The sequence below is a fragment of the Mycolicibacterium monacense genome, from assembly GCF_010731575.1.
Taxonomy (GTDB): domain Bacteria; phylum Actinomycetota; class Actinomycetes; order Mycobacteriales; family Mycobacteriaceae; genus Mycobacterium; species Mycobacterium monacense.
The window spans coordinates 18,334-35,488 of record NZ_AP022617.1; the positions used below are offsets into that span (position 1 = coordinate 18,334).

At 68.3% G+C, this 17,155-nt stretch carries 13 protein-coding genes and 1 pseudogene; 9 read left to right on the forward strand and 5 right to left on the reverse strand.

Going from position 1 to position 17,155, the window contains the following annotated elements; translation table 11 throughout:
- The first annotated feature begins 12 nt into the window (after positions 1-12).
- From G6N49_RS00090 to G6N49_RS00100, 3 genes and pseudogenes are all read left to right on the forward strand, one after another.
- Positions 13-402 (forward strand): phage holin family protein, encoded by a 390-nt coding sequence (locus G6N49_RS00090; protein ID WP_011856950.1) that lies wholly within the window; start codon positions 13-15, stop codon positions 400-402.
- A gap of 16 nt (positions 403-418) precedes the next feature.
- A pseudogene (locus tag G6N49_RS00095) lies at positions 419-1,280 on the forward strand (Fpg/Nei family DNA glycosylase).
- Between the two features lie 73 nt (positions 1,281-1,353).
- Positions 1,354-2,103, forward strand: coding sequence for an SDR family oxidoreductase (locus G6N49_RS00100; protein ID WP_011856949.1), 750 nt, complete (start codon positions 1,354-1,356; stop codon positions 2,101-2,103).
- Between the two features lie 49 nt (positions 2,104-2,152).
- On the opposite strand, the gene pgi is transcribed toward G6N49_RS00100, so the two are convergent.
- Positions 2,153-3,817: a glucose-6-phosphate isomerase gene (pgi, locus tag G6N49_RS00105; RefSeq protein ID WP_011856948.1), complete on the reverse strand. Its 1,665-nt coding sequence runs from the start codon at positions 3,815-3,817 to the stop codon at positions 2,153-2,155.
- A 51-nt stretch (positions 3,818-3,868) separates the two neighbouring features.
- On the opposite strand from pgi, the gene G6N49_RS00110 reads away from it, so the two are divergent.
- Both G6N49_RS00110 and G6N49_RS00115 read left to right on the forward strand, forming a co-directional pair.
- Complete coding sequence (locus G6N49_RS00110; RefSeq protein WP_011856947.1) at positions 3,869-5,317, forward strand: NAD-dependent succinate-semialdehyde dehydrogenase; 1,449 nt, start codon at positions 3,869-3,871, stop codon at positions 5,315-5,317.
- Between the two features lie 159 nt (positions 5,318-5,476).
- A complete protein-coding gene (locus tag G6N49_RS00115; RefSeq protein ID WP_083045386.1) occupies positions 5,477-7,519 on the forward strand; it encodes an SGNH/GDSL hydrolase family protein in 2,043 nt (680 codons plus the stop codon).
- Between the two features lie 52 nt (positions 7,520-7,571).
- Here the strand turns inward: G6N49_RS00115 and G6N49_RS00120 are convergent, their stop codons facing one another.
- Positions 7,572-7,868 (reverse strand): chorismate mutase, encoded by a 297-nt coding sequence (locus G6N49_RS00120; RefSeq protein WP_011561709.1) that lies wholly within the window; start codon positions 7,866-7,868, stop codon positions 7,572-7,574.
- A gap of 198 nt (positions 7,869-8,066) precedes the next feature.
- Here G6N49_RS00120 and pcrA point away from each other — a divergent pair, with 198 nt between their 5' ends.
- Positions 8,067-10,421 (forward strand): DNA helicase PcrA, encoded by a 2,355-nt coding sequence (pcrA, locus tag G6N49_RS00125; protein WP_064872359.1) that lies wholly within the window; start codon positions 8,067-8,069, stop codon positions 10,419-10,421.
- Here the strand turns inward: pcrA and G6N49_RS00130 are convergent.
- Both G6N49_RS00130 and G6N49_RS00135 read right to left on the reverse strand, forming a co-directional pair.
- Complete coding sequence (locus tag G6N49_RS00130) at positions 10,418-11,062, reverse strand: hypothetical protein (RefSeq protein ID WP_011856944.1); 645 nt, start codon at positions 11,060-11,062, stop codon at positions 10,418-10,420. The two genes, pcrA and G6N49_RS00130, sit on opposite strands and share 4 nt — an antisense overlap.
- Positions 11,063-12,145, reverse strand: a complete 1,083-nt coding sequence (locus G6N49_RS00135; RefSeq protein ID WP_011856943.1) for a M23 family metallopeptidase — start codon at positions 12,143-12,145, stop codon at positions 11,063-11,065. It abuts the gene before it with no gap.
- 262 nt (positions 12,146-12,407) lie between these two features.
- On the opposite strand from G6N49_RS00135, the gene sucC reads away from it, so the two are divergent.
- From sucC to G6N49_RS00150, 3 genes are all read left to right on the forward strand, one after another.
- A complete protein-coding gene (sucC, locus tag G6N49_RS00140; RefSeq protein ID WP_011561705.1) occupies positions 12,408-13,571 on the forward strand; it encodes an ADP-forming succinate--CoA ligase subunit beta in 1,164 nt (387 codons plus the stop codon).
- A 10-nt stretch (positions 13,572-13,581) separates the two neighbouring features.
- Positions 13,582-14,484, forward strand: a complete 903-nt coding sequence (gene sucD, locus G6N49_RS00145) for a succinate--CoA ligase subunit alpha (protein ID WP_011856942.1) — start codon at positions 13,582-13,584, stop codon at positions 14,482-14,484.
- Between the two features lie 145 nt (positions 14,485-14,629).
- Entirely contained in the window at positions 14,630-16,159 is a 1,530-nt protein-coding gene (locus G6N49_RS00150; RefSeq protein ID WP_083045369.1) for an acetyl-CoA acetyltransferase, read from the forward strand.
- A gap of 71 nt (positions 16,160-16,230) precedes the next feature.
- On the opposite strand, the gene G6N49_RS00155 is transcribed toward G6N49_RS00150, so the two are convergent.
- A complete protein-coding gene (locus tag G6N49_RS00155; protein WP_011561702.1) occupies positions 16,231-17,079 on the reverse strand; it encodes an LLM class F420-dependent oxidoreductase in 849 nt (282 codons plus the stop codon).
- Positions 17,080-17,155: the final 76 nt, after the last annotated feature.

Genomic DNA, 17,155 nt, shown 5'->3' on the forward strand with positions numbered 1-17,155 from the left:
GAAGATCAGCCCGTGGGTTTCCTGCTCCGGGCCGCGGTCACCGGGGTCGCGCTGTGGCTTGTCACGCAACTGGTCTCCGGCATGGAGTTCGTCGGCGGTGAGAACACGCTGCAGCGCGTCGGCATCATCTTCGTCGTGGCGGTGGTCTTCGGCCTGGTCAACGCGATCGTCAAACCGATCGTCCAGATCTTGTCGATTCCGCTGTATGTCGTCACGCTCGGGCTCTTCCACGTCGTCGTCAACGCGTTGATGTTGTGGCTGACCGCCTGGATCACCGAGCACACCACCCACTGGGGGCTCTACATCGACGACTTCTGGTGGACGGCGGTCTGGGCCGGCATCGTGCTGTCCATCGTGAGTTGGGTGCTGTCTGTGCTCAGCGGCAACCTGATCAAGCGCTGACCGGCACACTGGACCCATGCCGGAACTGCCCGAGGTCGAAGCACTGGCGGACCACCTGCGCCGTCACGCCGTCGGACTGCCCATCGGACGCGTCGACGTGTCGGCGTTCTCGGTGCTCAAGACGTTCGACCCGCCGATCACCGCACTGCACGGCCGCGAGGTCACCGATGCGCACCGCTGGGGCAAGTACCTGGGCTGCAGGCCGGTGACCTCTACCTGATCACCCACCTGTCCCGCGCCGGGTGGCTGCGCTGGTCGGACAAACTGGCCGCCGCACCGCTGAAACCCGGTAAGGGGCCGATCGCTCTGCGCGTGCATCTCGGCACCCCCGGCGCGGCACCCGGGTTCGATCTGACCGAGGCCGGCACGCAGAAGCGCCTGGCGGTCTGGCTGGTGTCCGACCCGTCCGCCGTGCCCGGGATCGCCGCGCTCGGGCCGGATGCCCTGGAGCTGACCGCCGACGAGCTGGGGGTCCTGCTGAGCAAGCAGAGCGGGCGCATCAAGACCGTCGTCACCGATCAGAAGGTGCTGGCCGGGATCGGCAACGCCTACAGCGACGAGATCCTGCACGTGGCGCAGCTTTCCCCGTTCGCCACCGCCAACAAACTGACCCCGAGCAGGTGGCCACCCTGCACGACGCGATGCTCTCCGTGCTCACCGACGCGGTGTCACGGTCGGTGGGCCAGCAGGCCGCGACGCTCAAGGGGGAGAAGCGGTCCGGGCTGCGGGTGCACGCGCGGACGGGGCTGCCGTGCCCGGTCTGCGGGGACACGGTGCGCGAGGTGTCGTTCGCCGACAAGTCGTTCCAGTACTGCCCGACGTGCCAGACCGGCGGCCGGGTGCTCGCCGACCGTCGCCTCTCGCGGCTGCTCAAGTAGTGGCGATTTCGGCGTGCGCGGTCGCGCTGGGCGCGACCCAGCACGCCGAAATCGCCGCCGATACGCTGCCCGTATGACCCGTCAGAGGATCCTGATCACCGGCGCGAGCTCCGGGCTGGGCGCCGGGATGGCCCGCGCGTTCGCCGCCAAGGGGCGTGACCTGGCGCTGTGCGCCCGCCGCGTCGACCGTCTCGACGAACTCAAAGCCGAACTGACGCAACGGTATCCGGAGATCACCGTCGCAGTGGCCGAACTCGACGTCAACGACCACGACCAGGTGCCGAAGGTGTTCGCCGCGCTGTCCGACGAACTCGGCGGCCTCGACCGTGTGATCGTCAACGCCGGTCTCGGCAAGGGCGCACCGCTCGGGTCGGGCAAGCTGTGGGCCAACAAGGCGACCATTGAGACCAACCTCGTCGCGGCGCTCGTGCAGATCGAGACGGCGCTGGAGATGTTCAAGCGCACCGGTGCCGGGCACCTCGTGCTGATCTCGTCGGTGCTGGGCAACAAGGGCGTGCCCGGGGTGAAGGCCGCCTACGCCGCGAGCAAGGCCGGCGTCTCGTCGCTGGGGGAGTCGCTGCGCGCCGAATACGCCAAGGGTCCGATCCGCGTGACGGTCCTCGAACCCGGTTACATCGAGTCGGAGATGACCTCGAAGTCCGCGTCGACGATGCTCATGACCGACACCGATACCGGCGTCGCCGCAATGGTTCGCGTCATCGAGAAGGAGGCCGGCCGCGCCGCCGTGCCGTGGTGGCCGTGGGCGCCGCTGGTGCAGCTGATGCGGGTCCTACCGCCGCGGCTCACGCGACTCTTCGCGTGATTTCGGCGTGCTGGGTCGCGCCTACCGCGACCCAGCACGCCGAAATCCCTCAGGCCGAGCGACCCCGCTCCGCTCGGTAGCGGCGCACCAGCGCGTCGGTCGAGGTGTCGGACTGTTCGGCGGGGGAGTCGTCTGCGGTGATGACCGGCAGCAGCGCCTTGGCCTGGGTCTTGCCGAGTTCCACGCCCCACTGGTCGAAGCTGTCGACACCCCAGACGACGCCTTCGGTGAACACCTGATGCTCGTAGAGCGCGATGAGCTGGCCGACCACCGACGGAGTGAGTTTGGTCGCGAGAATGCTTGTGGTGGGCCGATTTCCGGGCATCACCTTGTGCGGTACGACGTCGGCGGGGGTGTCCTCGGCTGCGATCTCCTCGGCGGTCTTACCGAACGCCAGCACCTGCGTCTGGGCGAAGAAGTTGCTCATCAGCAGGTCGTGCATGCTGCCGGTGCCGTCGGCTGTCGGCAGGTCGTCGGTGGGCTGGGAGAACCCGATGAAATCCGCAGGCACCAGCCGCGTGCCCTGGTGCAGCAACTGGTAGAAGGCGTGTTGGCCGTTGGTGCCCGGCTCACCCCAGAAGATCTCCCCGGTGTCCGTGGACACGGGCGTGCCGTCGGCGCGCACCGACTTGCCGTTGGACTCCATGGTGAGCTGCTGCAGATAGGCCGCGAACCGGGACAGGTCGTTGGAGTAGGGCAGCACCGCGCGGGACTGGGCGCCGAAGAAGTTGGAGTACCACAGCCCGATCAGGCCCAGCAGCGCAGGCGCGTTGGCTTCCAGCGGCGCGGTGCGGAAGTGCTCGTCGACCAGATGGAACCCGGCCAGGAATTCGGCGAAACGCTCCCTGCCGATCGCGGCCATCACGCTGAGCCCGATCGCGCTGTCCACCGAGTAACGCCCGCCGACCCAGTCCCAGAACCCGAACATGTTGGCGGTGTCGATGCCGAACTCGTCGACCAGCTTCTGGTTGGTGGAGACCGCGACGAAATGCCTGGCGACCGCGGCGTCGCCCAGGGTGTCGGTCAGCCAGCGCCGCGCGGCGGTGGCGTTGGTCAGCGTCTCCAGGGTGGAGAAGGTCTTGGAGGCGACGATGAAAAGCGTTGTCGCCGGATCGAGTCCGTCGAGCTTCGCGACCAGATCGGCCGGGTCGACGTTGGACACGAAACGCGCCGAGATGCCGGCGTCGGCGTAGTGCCGCAACGCCTCGTAGACCATCACCGGCCCCAGATCCGAGCCGCCGATCCCGATGTTGACGACGGTCCTGATGCGCTCGCCGGTCGCACCCGTCCAGTCGCCGCTGCGCAGCCGGTCGGTGAAATCGCCCATCCGGTCCAGCACCTCGTGCACGTCGGCGACCACATCCTGACCGTCGACGGTCAGGCTCGCGTCACGCGGCAGCCGCAGCGCGGTGTGCAGCACCGCCCGGTCCTCGGAGGTGTTGATGTGCACGCCGGACAACATCGCGTCACGACGCTTCTCCAAACCCGCAGCGCGGGCGAGATCGACCAGCAGCCGCAGCGTCTCCCGGGTGACCCGATGTTTGCTGTAGTCGATGTACAGATCGCCCACCGACACCGTCAACTCGGTGCCCCGCGACGGATCCTCGGCGAACAGCTCCCGCAGATGTCTCCCGGCGATCTCGCCGTGATGGCGCTGCAACGCCTGCCAGGCGGAAGTGGCGGATATGTCGGTGAGCTGGTCGTCGGCCGTCATGTGTTCCGACCCTAGTGCGGACGCCGTTATGAAGGTGTAAATGATGGATGTATGGACACCACCGCACTGTTGAAGTCAGTTCCCACCGGACTGTGGATCGGTGGTGAAGAACGCGAGGCGAAGTCGACGTTCAACGTGTTGGACCCCAGTAGCGACGAGGTGCTGGTGGCCGTCGGCGACGCGACGGCCGAGGACGCGGTCGCCGCGCTCGACGCCGCCTGCGCGGTGCAGGCCGAATGGGCGGCCACGCCCGCGCGGAAACGCGGCGAGATCCTGCGGTCGGTCTTCGAGACGCTCACCGACCGCGCCGACGACATCGCCGCGCTGATGACCCTCGAGATGGGCAAGGTGCTCGCCGAGAGTAAGGGTGAGGTCACCTACGGCGCCGAGTTCTTCCGCTGGTTCGCCGAAGAGGCGGTCCGCATCGGCGGCAGGTACACGCCGAGCCCGGCCGGCACCGGCCGCATCATCGTCACCAAACAGCCCGTCGGGCCGTGTTACGCGATCACCCCGTGGAACTTCCCGCTGGCCATGGGCACCCGCAAGATGGGCCCGGCGTTCGCCGCGGGTTGCACGATGATCGTCAAACCCGCGCAGGAAACCCCGCTGACCATGCTGTACCTGGCCAAGCTGATGGCCGAGGCCGGGCTGCCCAAGGGCGTGCTGTCGGTGCTGCCGACCAGCAGCCCCGGACCCGTCACCGAGGCGCTCGTCGACGACGGCCGGCTGCGCAAGCTGACCTTCACCGGTTCCACGGGGGTGGGCAAGTCGCTGGTGAAACAGTCCGCCGACAAGCTGCTGCGCACGTCGATGGAGCTCGGCGGCAACGCGCCGTTCATCGTGTTCGACGACGCCGACATCGACGCCGCGGTCGACGGCGCGATGCTGGCCAAGATGCGCAACGGCGGTGAGGCCTGCACCGCGGCCAACCGCTTCCACGTGGCCAACTCCGTGCGCGAGGAGTTCACCGAGAAGCTGGTCAAGCGGATGAGCGAGGTGACGCTCGGCAACGGCCTCGACGAATCCGCCACGCTCGGCCCGCTGATCAACAACAAGCAGCTGCAGAAGGTGACCGAACTGGTCTCCGACGCGGTCTCGCGCGGCGCGACCGTCGCCGTCGGCGGCGTCGCCCCCGGCGGACCCGGCAACTTCTACCCGGCCACGGTGCTCGCCGACGTGCCGGCCGACGCCCGCATCCTCAAGGAGGAGGTGTTCGGGCCCGTCGCCCCGATCACCGGATTCGACTCCGAGGAGGAGGGCGTCGCCGCGGCCAACGACACCGAATACGGGCTGGCCGCCTACGTGTACACCCGGTCGCTGGACCGTGCGCTGCGCGTCGCCGAGGCCATCGAATCCGGGATGGTCGGCATCAACCGCGGCGTGATCAGCGACGCCGCCGCGCCGTTCGGCGGTGTCAAGGAGTCCGGCTTCGGCCGCGAGGGCGGCACCGAGGGCATCGAGGAGTACCTCGACACGAAGTACATCGCGCTGACGAAGTAGGTCACCTTCTCTGCGCGAGCAGACGCAAATGCGCCCATTTCCCGGGGTTTTCGGGCACTTTTGTGTCTGCTCGCGAAGGGGGCGGTGCGCCTCCGCGATTCGACCGGCCGGCGCCCATAGACTTCCGTGCTCGGAACCGATATGGGAGGCGCCGGAGACGTGACTGCCGTGACTGCGGCACCGGTGCGCGTTGTCGCGCGCCGCCGCTGGGTGGCGCCGGTCGCGGGCAGGACGCGCCGCGGAACGGCCGGGCGCCGCGAGATCCCCGCGCTCGACGGTATCCGCGCCGTCGCCGTGGCCCTCGTGCTGGCCGATCACGGCGGTGTGCCCGGTGTCTCGGGCGGGTTCCTCGGCGTCGACGTCTTCTTCGTCCTGAGCGGATTCCTGATCACCTCGCTGCTGCTCGACGAACTCGGCCGCACCGGGCGGGTCGACCTGCGCGGGTTCTGGATCCGGCGGGCCCGCCGCCTGCTGCCCGCCCTGCTCGCGATGGTGGCCGCGGTGGTCGCCGCGCGGGTGTTCTTCCCACCCGACGCCGTCACCACGCTGCGCGACGACGCCGTCGCCGCGTTCTTCTGGGTGGCCAACTGGGCGTTCGTCGCGCAGCACACCGACTACTTCTCTCAGGGCAGCCCGCCGTCACCGCTGCAGCACACCTGGTCGCTCGGCGTCGAGGAGCAGTTCTACCTGGTGTGGCCGCTGCTGCTGATCGCCGTCGTCGGGGTGTTGGCGATCCGGCGGTCCGCGCCCACGCTGCGGGCGGTGCGGTGGGGGGTGTTCGGGCTGGCGGTGGTCGGTGGGGCGGCGTCGGCGACGGCCGCAGTGCTGCTGACCTCCGAGGCGAGCGCCAACCGGGTGTACTTCGGCACCGACACCCGCGTACAGGCCCTGCTCGTCGGTGCGGCCGCGGCGGCCCTGCTGGTGCGGGACTGGTCGACGGTCACGATGGGCACCCCGATCCGCGCGCGTTGGGGACGGTGGGTGGCACGCCTGCTGTCGGTGGTCGGGCTGGCCGGCCTGGCCGTGCTCGCGCACTACGCGACGGGTGCGCCGGCCGAATACCGGATGGGGCTGTTCACCGCGGCGGCGGCCGCGGCCGTGCTCGTCGTCGCCACCGCGGCGCTCGACCAGGCCGGTCCGGTCGCGCGTCTGCTCGCGCTGCGCCCGCTGGTGTGGCTGGGCACGATCTCCTACGGCGTCTACCTGTGGCACTGGCCGATCTTCCTGTTCCTCAACGGCGAACGCACCGGGTGGACGGGTTGGCCGCTGCTGATCGCCCGCTGCGCGGCGACGCTCGCCGTGGCGGTGCTGAGCTACTGGCTGCTGGAACGGCCGATCCGCCGGTGGCGGCCCGCGACGGTCCCGCAGCTTCCCCTGGCGTTGGCCACCGCGGCGACGGCCGCCGTCGTGACGATTTCGGTGGTTCCGGTGGGTGTGCAGCCAAGCGAGGACCCTTCTACCAACCTGCTCGACATCAACTCCGCCGCGGCGGTGCTGCCGGAGCGGCCGATCCCCGTCGGCGCAGTCGCTCCGCAGCGACCACCGGGCACCCGCAGCGTCGCGGTGTTCGGGGACTCGGTGGCGTGGACGCTGATGCGGTACCTGCCGGAGACCCCGGGCCTGCACTTCTCGAACTACACGACCATCGGCTGCGGTATCGCCCGCGGCGGCCCGTACAAGACGACCGGACAGACGCTGACGCAGAAACCGGAATGCGAGACCTGGCCGACCCGGTGGGCGCAGCGCATCGGCCACGACCGCCCCGACGTCGTGCTGTTGATGATCGGCCGGTGGGAGCTGGTCGACCGGATCAACGAGGGCAAGTGGACGCACGTCGGCGACGACGCGTACGACGGCTACCTGCGCGGCGAACTGGACCGGGCGCTCGACATCCTCGGTTCGACGGGGGCGCGGGTGGTGGTCACGACGGCGCCGTACAACCGGCGCGCGGAACAGGCCGACGGCACCCTGTATCCCGAGGACGACCCCGACCGCGCGGACGCGTGGAACGAGTTGTTGCGGGAGGCCACTGCGAAGCGGCCCAACGTCACGGTGCTCGACCTCAACAAGAAGCTCTCACCGCGCGGGTACTACACCAACCGCGTGGAGGGCATCCAGATGCGTGACGACGGCGTACACCCCACGAAGGAGGCCGTCGAATGGCTTACGCCGTGGCTGACCGAGGCGCTGTCGAAGAAGTGATTTCGGCGTGGCTGGTCGCGCTGGGCGCGACTGCGCACGCCGAAATCGCTGACTAGTGGCCGAGGCGGCCGCGGCCCAGGCGCAGCAGCAGCATGGCCAGGTCTTTGCCCTCGGGGCCGAGCACGCTGTAGCGCTCGATGACCTTCATCTCACGGCTGTGCACCAGGCGGGTGCCGCCCGACGCCATCCGCGCCCTGCCGATGATCTTGGACACCTCGGTGCGCCGCTGTACGGCGGCGAGGATGGCGGCGTCGAGTTCGTCGATCTCCTGACGCAGCGCGTCGATGTCGAGCGACTGATCCGTTTCGATGCTCATCTCTGACTCCTCGTGTGGGGGTTCTGGTCTCATCCGGTTTCGGGCCTCACACAAGAGAAGAGCCCCGGATCCGGATGCGGACCGCGGGGCTGAAGGAAGCAGCTAGACCACGGGCACCGCAGGCCGGTACCCGTAAAAAAATCGCCACTGGTCAAGCACGGTTGTCAGTCTGCCACCTGCGGCCGTGCCAGCGCAAAGAGTGTCACCGTGCGGCGGTAAGTTGGGACAGACATGAGTGTGAACGTGACTGAACCGAGATCCCGGCCTGACGACAGGGCCGAGGAACTCCTCGACGGCCTCAACCCGCAGCAGCGCCAGGCGGTACTGCACGAGGGGTCGCCGCTGCTGATCGTGGCCGGCGCCGGGTCGGGTAAGACCGCGGTGCTGACCCGCCGCATCGCCTACCTGCTGGCCGCCCGCGACGTCGGCGTCGGCCAGGTGCTGGCCATCACGTTCACCAACAAGGCCGCCGCCGAGATGCGCGAACGCGTCGTCGGACTGATCGGCCCGCGCGCCAGGAGCATGTGGGTGGCGACGTTCCACTCGACGTGTGTGCGGATCCTGCGCAACCAGGCGTCGCTGCTGCCCGGGCTGAACTCCAACTTCTCGATCTACGACGCCGACGATTCACGGCGGCTGCTGTTGATGATCGGCAAGGACATGGGCCTGGACACCAAGAAGTACTCGCCCCGCCTGCTGTCCAACGGGATCTCGAACCTGAAGAACGAGCTGATCGGGCCCGAACAGGCCGCCGCCGAGGCGTCGGAGGCCGCCGACGACCTGGCCCGCATCATCGCCGACGTCTACGCCGAGTACCAGCGCCGGCTGCGCGCCGCCAACGCGCTGGACTTCGACGACCTGATCGGCGAGACGGTCGCTGTGCTGCAACGTTTTCCGCAGATCGCGCAGTACTACCGCCGCCGGTTCCGGCACATCCTGGTCGACGAATACCAGGACACCAACCACGCCCAGTACGTGCTGGTGCGCGAACTCGCAGGACATGGGGCCCACGACACGGATGACGATGGCGTGGCACCGGCGGAGCTCTGCGTGGTGGGCGACGCCGACCAGTCGATCTACGCGTTCCGCGGTGCGACGATCCGCAACATCGAGGACTTCGAACGCGACTATCCCAACGCGACGACCATCCTGCTCGAGCAGAACTACCGCTCCACCCAGACCATCCTCAACGCCGCCAACTCGGTGATCGCCCGCAACGCCGGCCGGCGCGAGAAGCGGCTGTGGACCGACTCCGGTCACGGGGAGCTGATCGTCGGCTACGTCGCCGACAACGAACACGACGAGGCCCGGTTCGTCGCGCAGGAGATCGACCGGCTGGCCGATGACGGCCACAGCTATAACGATTTCGCCGTCTTCTACCGGACCAACAACAACTCCCGTGCGTTGGAAGAGGTGTTCATCCGCGCCGGCATCCCGTACAAGGTCGTCGGCGGCGTCCGGTTCTACGAACGCCGCGAGATCCGCGACATCGTCGCCTACCTGCGGGTGCTCGACAACCCCGGCGACTCGGTGAGCATGCGCCGCATCCTCAACACCCCGCGGCGCGGGATCGGCGACCGGGCCGAGGCGTGTGTGGCGGTGTACGCCGAGAACACCGGTGCCAGCTTCAACGACGCGCTGCAGGCCGCCGCCGAGGGCAAGGTGCCGATGCTCAACACCCGCTCGGAGAAGTGCATCGCGAGTTTCGTGCAGATGCTCGACGATCTGCGCGGCCGCCTCGGTGACGAACTCGGCGAACTCGTCGAGGCGGTGCTCGACCGCACCGGCTACCGCGCGGAGCTCGAGGCGTCCAATGACCCGCAGGATCTCGCGCGGCTGGACAACCTCAACGAATTGGTCAGCGTCGCACACGAGTTCAGCATCGACCGGGCGAACGCCGCGGCGCTGGCCGAAGACCTCGACGAACCGGTCGACGAGGACATCCCCGATACCGGTGTGCTGGCGCAGTTCCTCGAGCGGGTGTCGCTGGTGGCCGACGCCGACGACATCCCCGAGCACGGCTCGGGCGTCGTCACCATGATGACGCTGCACACCGCCAAGGGACTGGAGTTCCCCGTCGTGTTCGTCACCGGCTGGGAGGACGGCATGTTCCCGCACATGCGGGCACTCGGCGATCCCAACGAACTGTCCGAGGAACGCCGGCTGGCCTACGTCGGCATCACCCGGGCCCGGCAACGGCTCTATCTCAGCCGGGCCAAGGTGCGCTCGTCGTGGGGGCAACCCATGCTCAACCCGGAGTCGCGGTTCCTGCGGGAGATCCCGCAGGAGCTCATCGACTGGCGGCGCACCGATCCGACACCGTCGTTCAGCGCGCCCGGCCGGATGTCGTCGGGCTCCTCCGGTACGGGTTTCGGGGCACCGCGCCCGTCGCCGATGCGCTCGGGTGGCGGTAAGAAGCCGCTGATCGTGCTCGAACCGGGTGACCGCATCAACCACGACAAGTACGGACTGGGCCGCGTCGAAGAGGTCTCGGGCGTCGGCGAATCCGCGATGTCACTGATCGACTTCGGCAGCGCCGGACGCGTCAAGCTGATGCACAACCACGCCCCGGTGCAGAAGCTCTAACCGGACTGGGCCCACCGGCCCGTGCTGGGCAGCAGCGTCAGCGCGATCGCCGCCACCGGCAGCACCGGGATTGCGTAGACGATCCAGGGGAATTTCGCGCCGGCGACGAACAGGCTGCCGAAGATCAGCAGCCCGATGACGCATCCGACGACGACGAGCAGCCGGCTCATCCGGCGGCGCAGAAGCAACATGACGAGCCCGCCGATGGACGCGGCCGCCGAGATCGTCGTGAGGAACCCGATTGCCACACAGAACAATTGGTCGGTCCGCCACCAGCCCGCGATCAGATCGGTGGCGATGACGGCGGTGGCCCATCCGGACACGATCGTGAGCACCGCCGCGGCGATCGCGGTGCGCGGATGCGCGACGAACGTGGTAGCGGGGATCTCCACCGGCCGGGGGCGCGGGATGTACGACGTCTGCGCACCGTCCTCGACCGCGGGCGGTTCGATGTAGCTGGTCTGCGGGTCGTGGGCTACCGCGGGCAGTTCGCCGGTCGGGTGACGGCGGATGATGCCGGTCTGCTGGGCGCTCGGCACGACGGGCTGGGCGCCGGTCGGGTGACGGCGGATGATGCGCGTCTCGGGGTCGTGCTGAGGAGGCGAGTCGTCTGGTCGGCCAGTCGAGTCAGCTGAACTCACTCAGCCAACATAGCTGCCGGTGGAGATGCCCCGCTTGGACAGCCACCCCACCGGATCGATGCGGTTCGAACCGCCGACCATCACCTCGAAGTGCAGGTGCGGGCCGGTCGAGTTACCGCGGTTGCCCATCGTCGCGATCTGGTCACCGGCCATGACCTGCTCGCCCATGCTCACCGACCACGTGTTCAGGTGACCGTAGAGCGTCACCGTGCCGTCGGCGTGGCGCAGCTTGACCCAGGCGCCGTAACCGGCGGTCGGGCCGACGTCGATCACGACACCGTCGGCGGCGGCGAGGATCGGCGTGCCGATCGGCCCGGCGATGTCGATGCCGCCGTGCAGCACACCCCAGCGGTAGCCGAAGCCGGACGTCCAGACACCCTTCGTCGGCATCACGTAGAGGGGCCTCATCTGGCGCGCCTCGCGTTCGGCGCGCTCCTGGGCGAAGGCGGCTGCCTTCTGGATCTCCTCGTGGTGCACGGCGGTGTTGGCGGTCGAGGCCACCGACACGATCTGCATACCGTCGACGGATCCGGAGATGGACGCACCCTCGACGGTCGTCTCACCCGACGCCAGCACCGTGTCGGTGGTGGCCGGAGCGGTGTTCTGCGTCATCGAGTAGGCGCCGGCGGCGGTCGCGCCCGCGGCCATCGCGGCGATCACCAGACGGCTCTTGATCGGGCCCTCGGCCTCCTTGCGGTGGGCGGCGCGGCGTCCACGGAGGTCGATGATGTCGGTGGCGGCGGCGCCGTCGCTGACGTCGGTGTGGCTTTCGCGGTAGGCGCGGGACCTGCGCGGAGTGTCGGCGTCACCCTCGGCGCGGAACTGCGCGGGGATCGCCAGCCGCAGCGGAATCAGGTCGTCGGTGTCGTGCAGATCGTCGAGTTCAGGGGCGCGGATTATTTGCGAGTCCCGGTCGAAGGCGGTGCTGTCCCGGAAGTCGATGTCGTCCAGATCGCCGAACTCGTTGAACGGGATGATGTCGGTGACTTCTGCGGGGCGCTCAGCGGGGATCGAAACGCCTTGCCGCTGGCGAGCATTCGTCGAGGCTCCCTCGCGGGACCGGGACGAACGATGCGCTGCCAACCTGAAGAATCCTTTGTCGTGATCTGACCGTTACCTATCAAGACCAGATGGCACGTTAACCAAATCCCAATGAGCGTGGCAACCCAGGGGAGCGAACCAGCGGAATTTGTGAGGTGTATCACGTTGGCGGCGCGGTGAGATCTCCCACATCCGCGGTGGGCGGTGACGACCGGCTGAGCCGGTGTGGATAAGGTTCCCACGAGCCCCCTGGGTGCAAACCTTCGAAATATCGTGACCGTCAACGCAGACAGACAGTGAGTCCATGGACCTTTTCGAGTACCAGGCGAAGGAGCTGTTCGCCAAGCACAACGTCCCGACCACGCCTGGCCGGGTGACCGACACCGCCGAAGACGCCAAGGCGATCGCCGAGGAGATCGGCAAACCCGTGATGGTCAAGGCCCAGGTCAAGGTCGGCGGCCGCGGTAAGGCCGGTGGCGTGAAGTACGCCGCCACCGCAGACGACGCCTTCACCCACGCGCAGAACATCCTCGGCCTCGACATCAAGGGCCATGTCGTGAAGAAGCTCCTGGTCGCCGAGGCCAGCGACATCGCGGAGGAGTACTACATCTCCTTCCTCCTCGACCGCGCCAACCGCACCTACCTGGCCATGTGCTCGGTCGAGGGCGGTGTGGAGATCGAAGAGGTCGCCGCCACCAAGCCCGACCGCCTGGCCCGCATCCCCGTCGACGCCACCAAGGGTGTCGACGAGGCCTTCGCGCGCGAGATCGCCGAGAAGGGCCACCTGCCCGCCGAGGTGCTCGATGCCGCCGCGGTGACCATCGCCAAGCTGTGGGAGGTGTTCGTCGGCGAGGACGCCACCCTGGTGGAGGTCAACCCCCTGGTGCGCACGCCCGACGATCAGATCCTGGCGCTCGACGGCAAGGTCACCCTCGACGCGAACGCCGACTTCCGTCATCCGGAGCACGCCGAGTTCGAGGACCGCGACGCGACCGATCCGCTGGAGCTCAAGGCCAAGGAGAACGACCTCAACTACGTCAAACTCGACGGGCAGGTCGGCATCATCGGCAACGGCGCGGGCCTGGTCATGTCGACGCTCGACGTGGTCGCCTACGCGGGTGAGAAGCACAACGGCGTCAAGCCGGCCAACTTCCTCGACATCGGCGGCGGCGCCTCGGCCGAGGTGATGGCCAACGGTCTCGACGTCATCCTGAACGACAGCCAGGTCAAGAGTGTGTTCGTCAACGTCTTCGGCGGCATCACGGCGTGCGACGCCGTCGCCAACGGCATCGTCAAGGCGCTCGAGATCCTCGGCGAGGAAGCCAACAAGCCGCTCGTGGTGCGCCTCGACGGCAACCGCGTCGAGGAGGGTCGCAAGATCCTCGCCGACGCCAACCACCCGCTGGTGGTGCTGGCGCAGACCATGGACGAGGGCGCCGACAAGGCCGCCGAGCTGGCGAACAAGTAAGGGACCTGCAATGTCGATCTTTCTGAACAAGGACTCCAAGGTCATCGTCCAGGGCATCACCGGCGGTGAGGGCACCAAGCACACCGCGCTGATGCTCAAGGCCGGCACCCAGCTGGTCGGCGGGGTCAACGCCCGCAAGGCGGGGACCACCGTCAGCCACGTCGACAAGGACGGCAAGGACGTCGAGCTGCCGGTGTTCGGCAGCGTCGGCGAGGCGATGAAGGAGACCGGCGCCGACGTGTCGGTGGTCTTCGTCCCGCCGAAGTTCGCCAAGGACGCGATCATCGAGGCCATCGACGCCGAGATCCCGCTGCTCGTGGTGATCACCGAGGGCATCCCGGTGCAGGACACCGCCTACGCGTGGGCCTACAACGTCGAGAAGGGGCAGAAGACCCGCATCATCGGCCCCAACTGCCCCGGCATCATCACCCCCGGTGAGGCGCTGGCCGGCATCACGCCGGCCAACATCACCGGCTCCGGCCCGGTCGGCCTGGTGTCGAAGTCCGGCACGCTGACCTACCAGATGATGTACGAGCTGCGTGACTTCGGCTTCTCGACCGCGATCGGCATCGGCGGCGACCCGGTCATCGGCACCACGCACATCGACGCGATCGAGGCGTTCGAGAAGGATCCCGAGACCAAGGTCATCGTGATGATCGGTGAGATCGGCGGCGACGCCGAGGAGCGGGCGGCCGATTACATCAAGGACAACGTCTCCAAGCCGGTCGTCGGCTATGTCGCGGGCTTCACCGCTCCGGAGGGCAAGACGATGGGCCACGCCGGTGCCATCGTGTCCGGTTCGTCGGGCACCGCGGCGGCCAAGAAGGAAGCGCTCGAGGCGGCAGGCGTGAAGGTCGGCAAGACCCCGTCGGAGACCGCGCAGCTCGCCCGGGAGATCCTGCAGAACCAGTAGCGACTTTTCGCCGAGACTGCGGCCAGATCACGAATCCTCCGGGATTCCCGATCTGGCCGCAGTCTCGTTGTACGGGTGGGCCGGTTCGCCAAACCGGAACACGTTCTATTAGCCTGGCGAAGCAACACCTGCCAGGAGGTTTGTCATGGTCGATCCGCGTACGCCGGTCATCGTCGGGGTGGGGCAGTTCACCGAACGCATCGACGACGACGGCTACCGCGGTATGTCGGCGGTGGACCTGGCGACCGAGGCCACGCGCGCTGCGCTGAGTGACACCGGCGCCGATACCGGCGCCGTCGCGCAGGCGATCGAGGTGTTCGCCGGGCTGCGGCAGTTCGAGATCTGCACCCCGTTCGCCGATCCGCCACTCGGTGCCTCGGACAACTACCTGCGCTCGGTCGCGAAGCGGGTGGGCGCCGATCCGGCGCGCGCGGTGCTCGAATCGATCGGCGGCAACGGCCCGCAGAAGTTGATGACGGAGTTCGCCGGGGCGATCGCGGCAGGCGACATCGAGGTGGCGCTCGTCGTCGGCTCCGAACCGGGGTCGACGGCGAAGTACTTCGCCAAGCGCGACCAGAAGCCGGACTTCACCGAACGCGTGGGCGGTCAGCTCGAGGACCGCGGCTACGGGTTCGAGCAGTACATGAGCGACTACACCGTCGCGCACGGGCTGACCGGCGCCCCCGTCCAGTACGGTCTGCTCGACAACGCCCGGCGCGCCGCAAAGGGCCTCGGCGTCGCCGAATACCGCCGCGAGATGGCCGAACTGTTCGCCCCCTTCTCGGCGGTGGCCGCGAAGAATCCCTACTCGTCCTCGCCGGTGGAACGCTCGGTCGACGAGATCGTCACGGTCACCGACGAGAACCGGATGATCTGCGATCCGTATCCGCGCCTGCTGGTCGCCCGCGACACCGTGAATCAGGGCGCGGCGGCCATCGTCATGTCGGTGGCGGCGGCGCGCCGGCTCGGGGTGCCCGAGGGGAAGTGGGTGTACCTGCGCGGGCACGCCGACCAGACCGAACAGGACCTGCTGGACCGCGAGCGGCTCGGCGTCAGCGTGTCGGCGAAACAGGCTGTGGCCGAAGCGCTTCGGGTCGCGGGTATCGGCATCGACGACGTCGCAACCTTCGACCTGTACAGCTGCTTCCCGTTCCCGGTGTTCGCGGTGTGCGACGAATTCGGTTTGGACGCAGACGATCCGCGCGGGCTGACGCTCACCGGCGGGCTGCCGTACTTCGGCGGCCCCGGCAACAGTTACTCGCTGCACGGGATCGCCGAGACCGTCGCCGCGATGCGCGACAACCCGGGTTCGTACGGGCTCGTCGGCGCGAACGGCGGTGTGATGAGCAAGTATTCGGTCGGTGTGTACTCGACCGAACCCGCCGACTGGGCCGCCGACCGGAGCAAGGAACTGCAGGCCGACATCGCCGGGTTGCCGAAGGTGCCGGTCACCCGTCACGCCGACGGCCGCGGCACCGTCGAGACGTATTCGGTGCGTTACGACTGGCCCGTGCGCACCGGCATCATCATCGGCCGACTCGACGCCGACGGCAGCCGCTTCCTGGCGATCAGCGAGGACGACGACCTGGTGGCGCTGATGAGCGACGGCGACCCGTTGGGTGCGGCCATCGAGGTGCGGCCCGACGGGGACAAGAACCGCGCGACGTCGGCGTAACCGCGCGCCGAGACTGCTGCCAGATCACGTCCGGCGCCGCGAACGCGATCTCTGAGCAGTTTCGGCGCAACTCACACCAGCGCGGAGAGCTTGCCTGCCAACCGCTCGACGTACGCCGCGACCTCGGCCTCGCTCTTGTCCGGCAGTCCGAACAGCACCTCGGTCACCCCGAGCTCACGCCAGCGCGCCAGCTTGTCCGGATCCGGCTTGAAGTCCAGGGCGACGATCTGGGGTGCGCCGTCGCGACCGGCGCCGGCCCAGGTGTCCTGCAGCAGCTTGACCGGGGCGTCGATGTCGAAGTCGCGCGGTGTGGTGATCCAGCCGTCGGCGGACTTCGCGATCCACTTGAAGTTCTTCTCCGTGCCGGCCGCGCCGACCAGCACCGGGATGTGGGCCTGCACCGGCTTCGGCCACGCCCAGCTCGGCCCGAAGTTCACGAACTCGCCCTCGTAGGACGCCTCCTCCTGGGTCCACAGCGCCCGCATCGCCTCGAGGTATTCGCGCAGCATCGTGCGACGGCGGCCGGGCGGGACGTTGTGGTCGGCCAATTCGTCTGTGTTCCAACCGAATCCGACACCGAGGCTGACCCGGCCACCGGACAGGTGGTCGAGCGTGGCGATCGACTTCGCCAGCGTGATCGGGTCGTGCTCGACGGGCAGCGCCACCGCCGTCGACAGTCGCACCCGCGAGGTCACCGCACACGCCGTGCCCAGCGACACCCACGGGTCGAGGGTGCGCATGTAGCGGTCGTCGGGCAGGGTCTCGTCACCCGTCGTCGGGTGGGCGGCCTCGCGCTTGATCGGGATGTGGGTGTGCTCGGGCACGTAGAAGGTGCGGAAGCCGTGGTCGTCGGCCAGCTTGGCGGCCGTGGCCGGGGCGATACCGCGGTCACTGGTGAAGAGTACGAGCCCGAAGTCCATGCAGGAATTAGAACGTGTTCTAGTAAGAAGGGCAAGCACGGATAAGTTCACCGCGATCCATATGGGTGACGGCGGT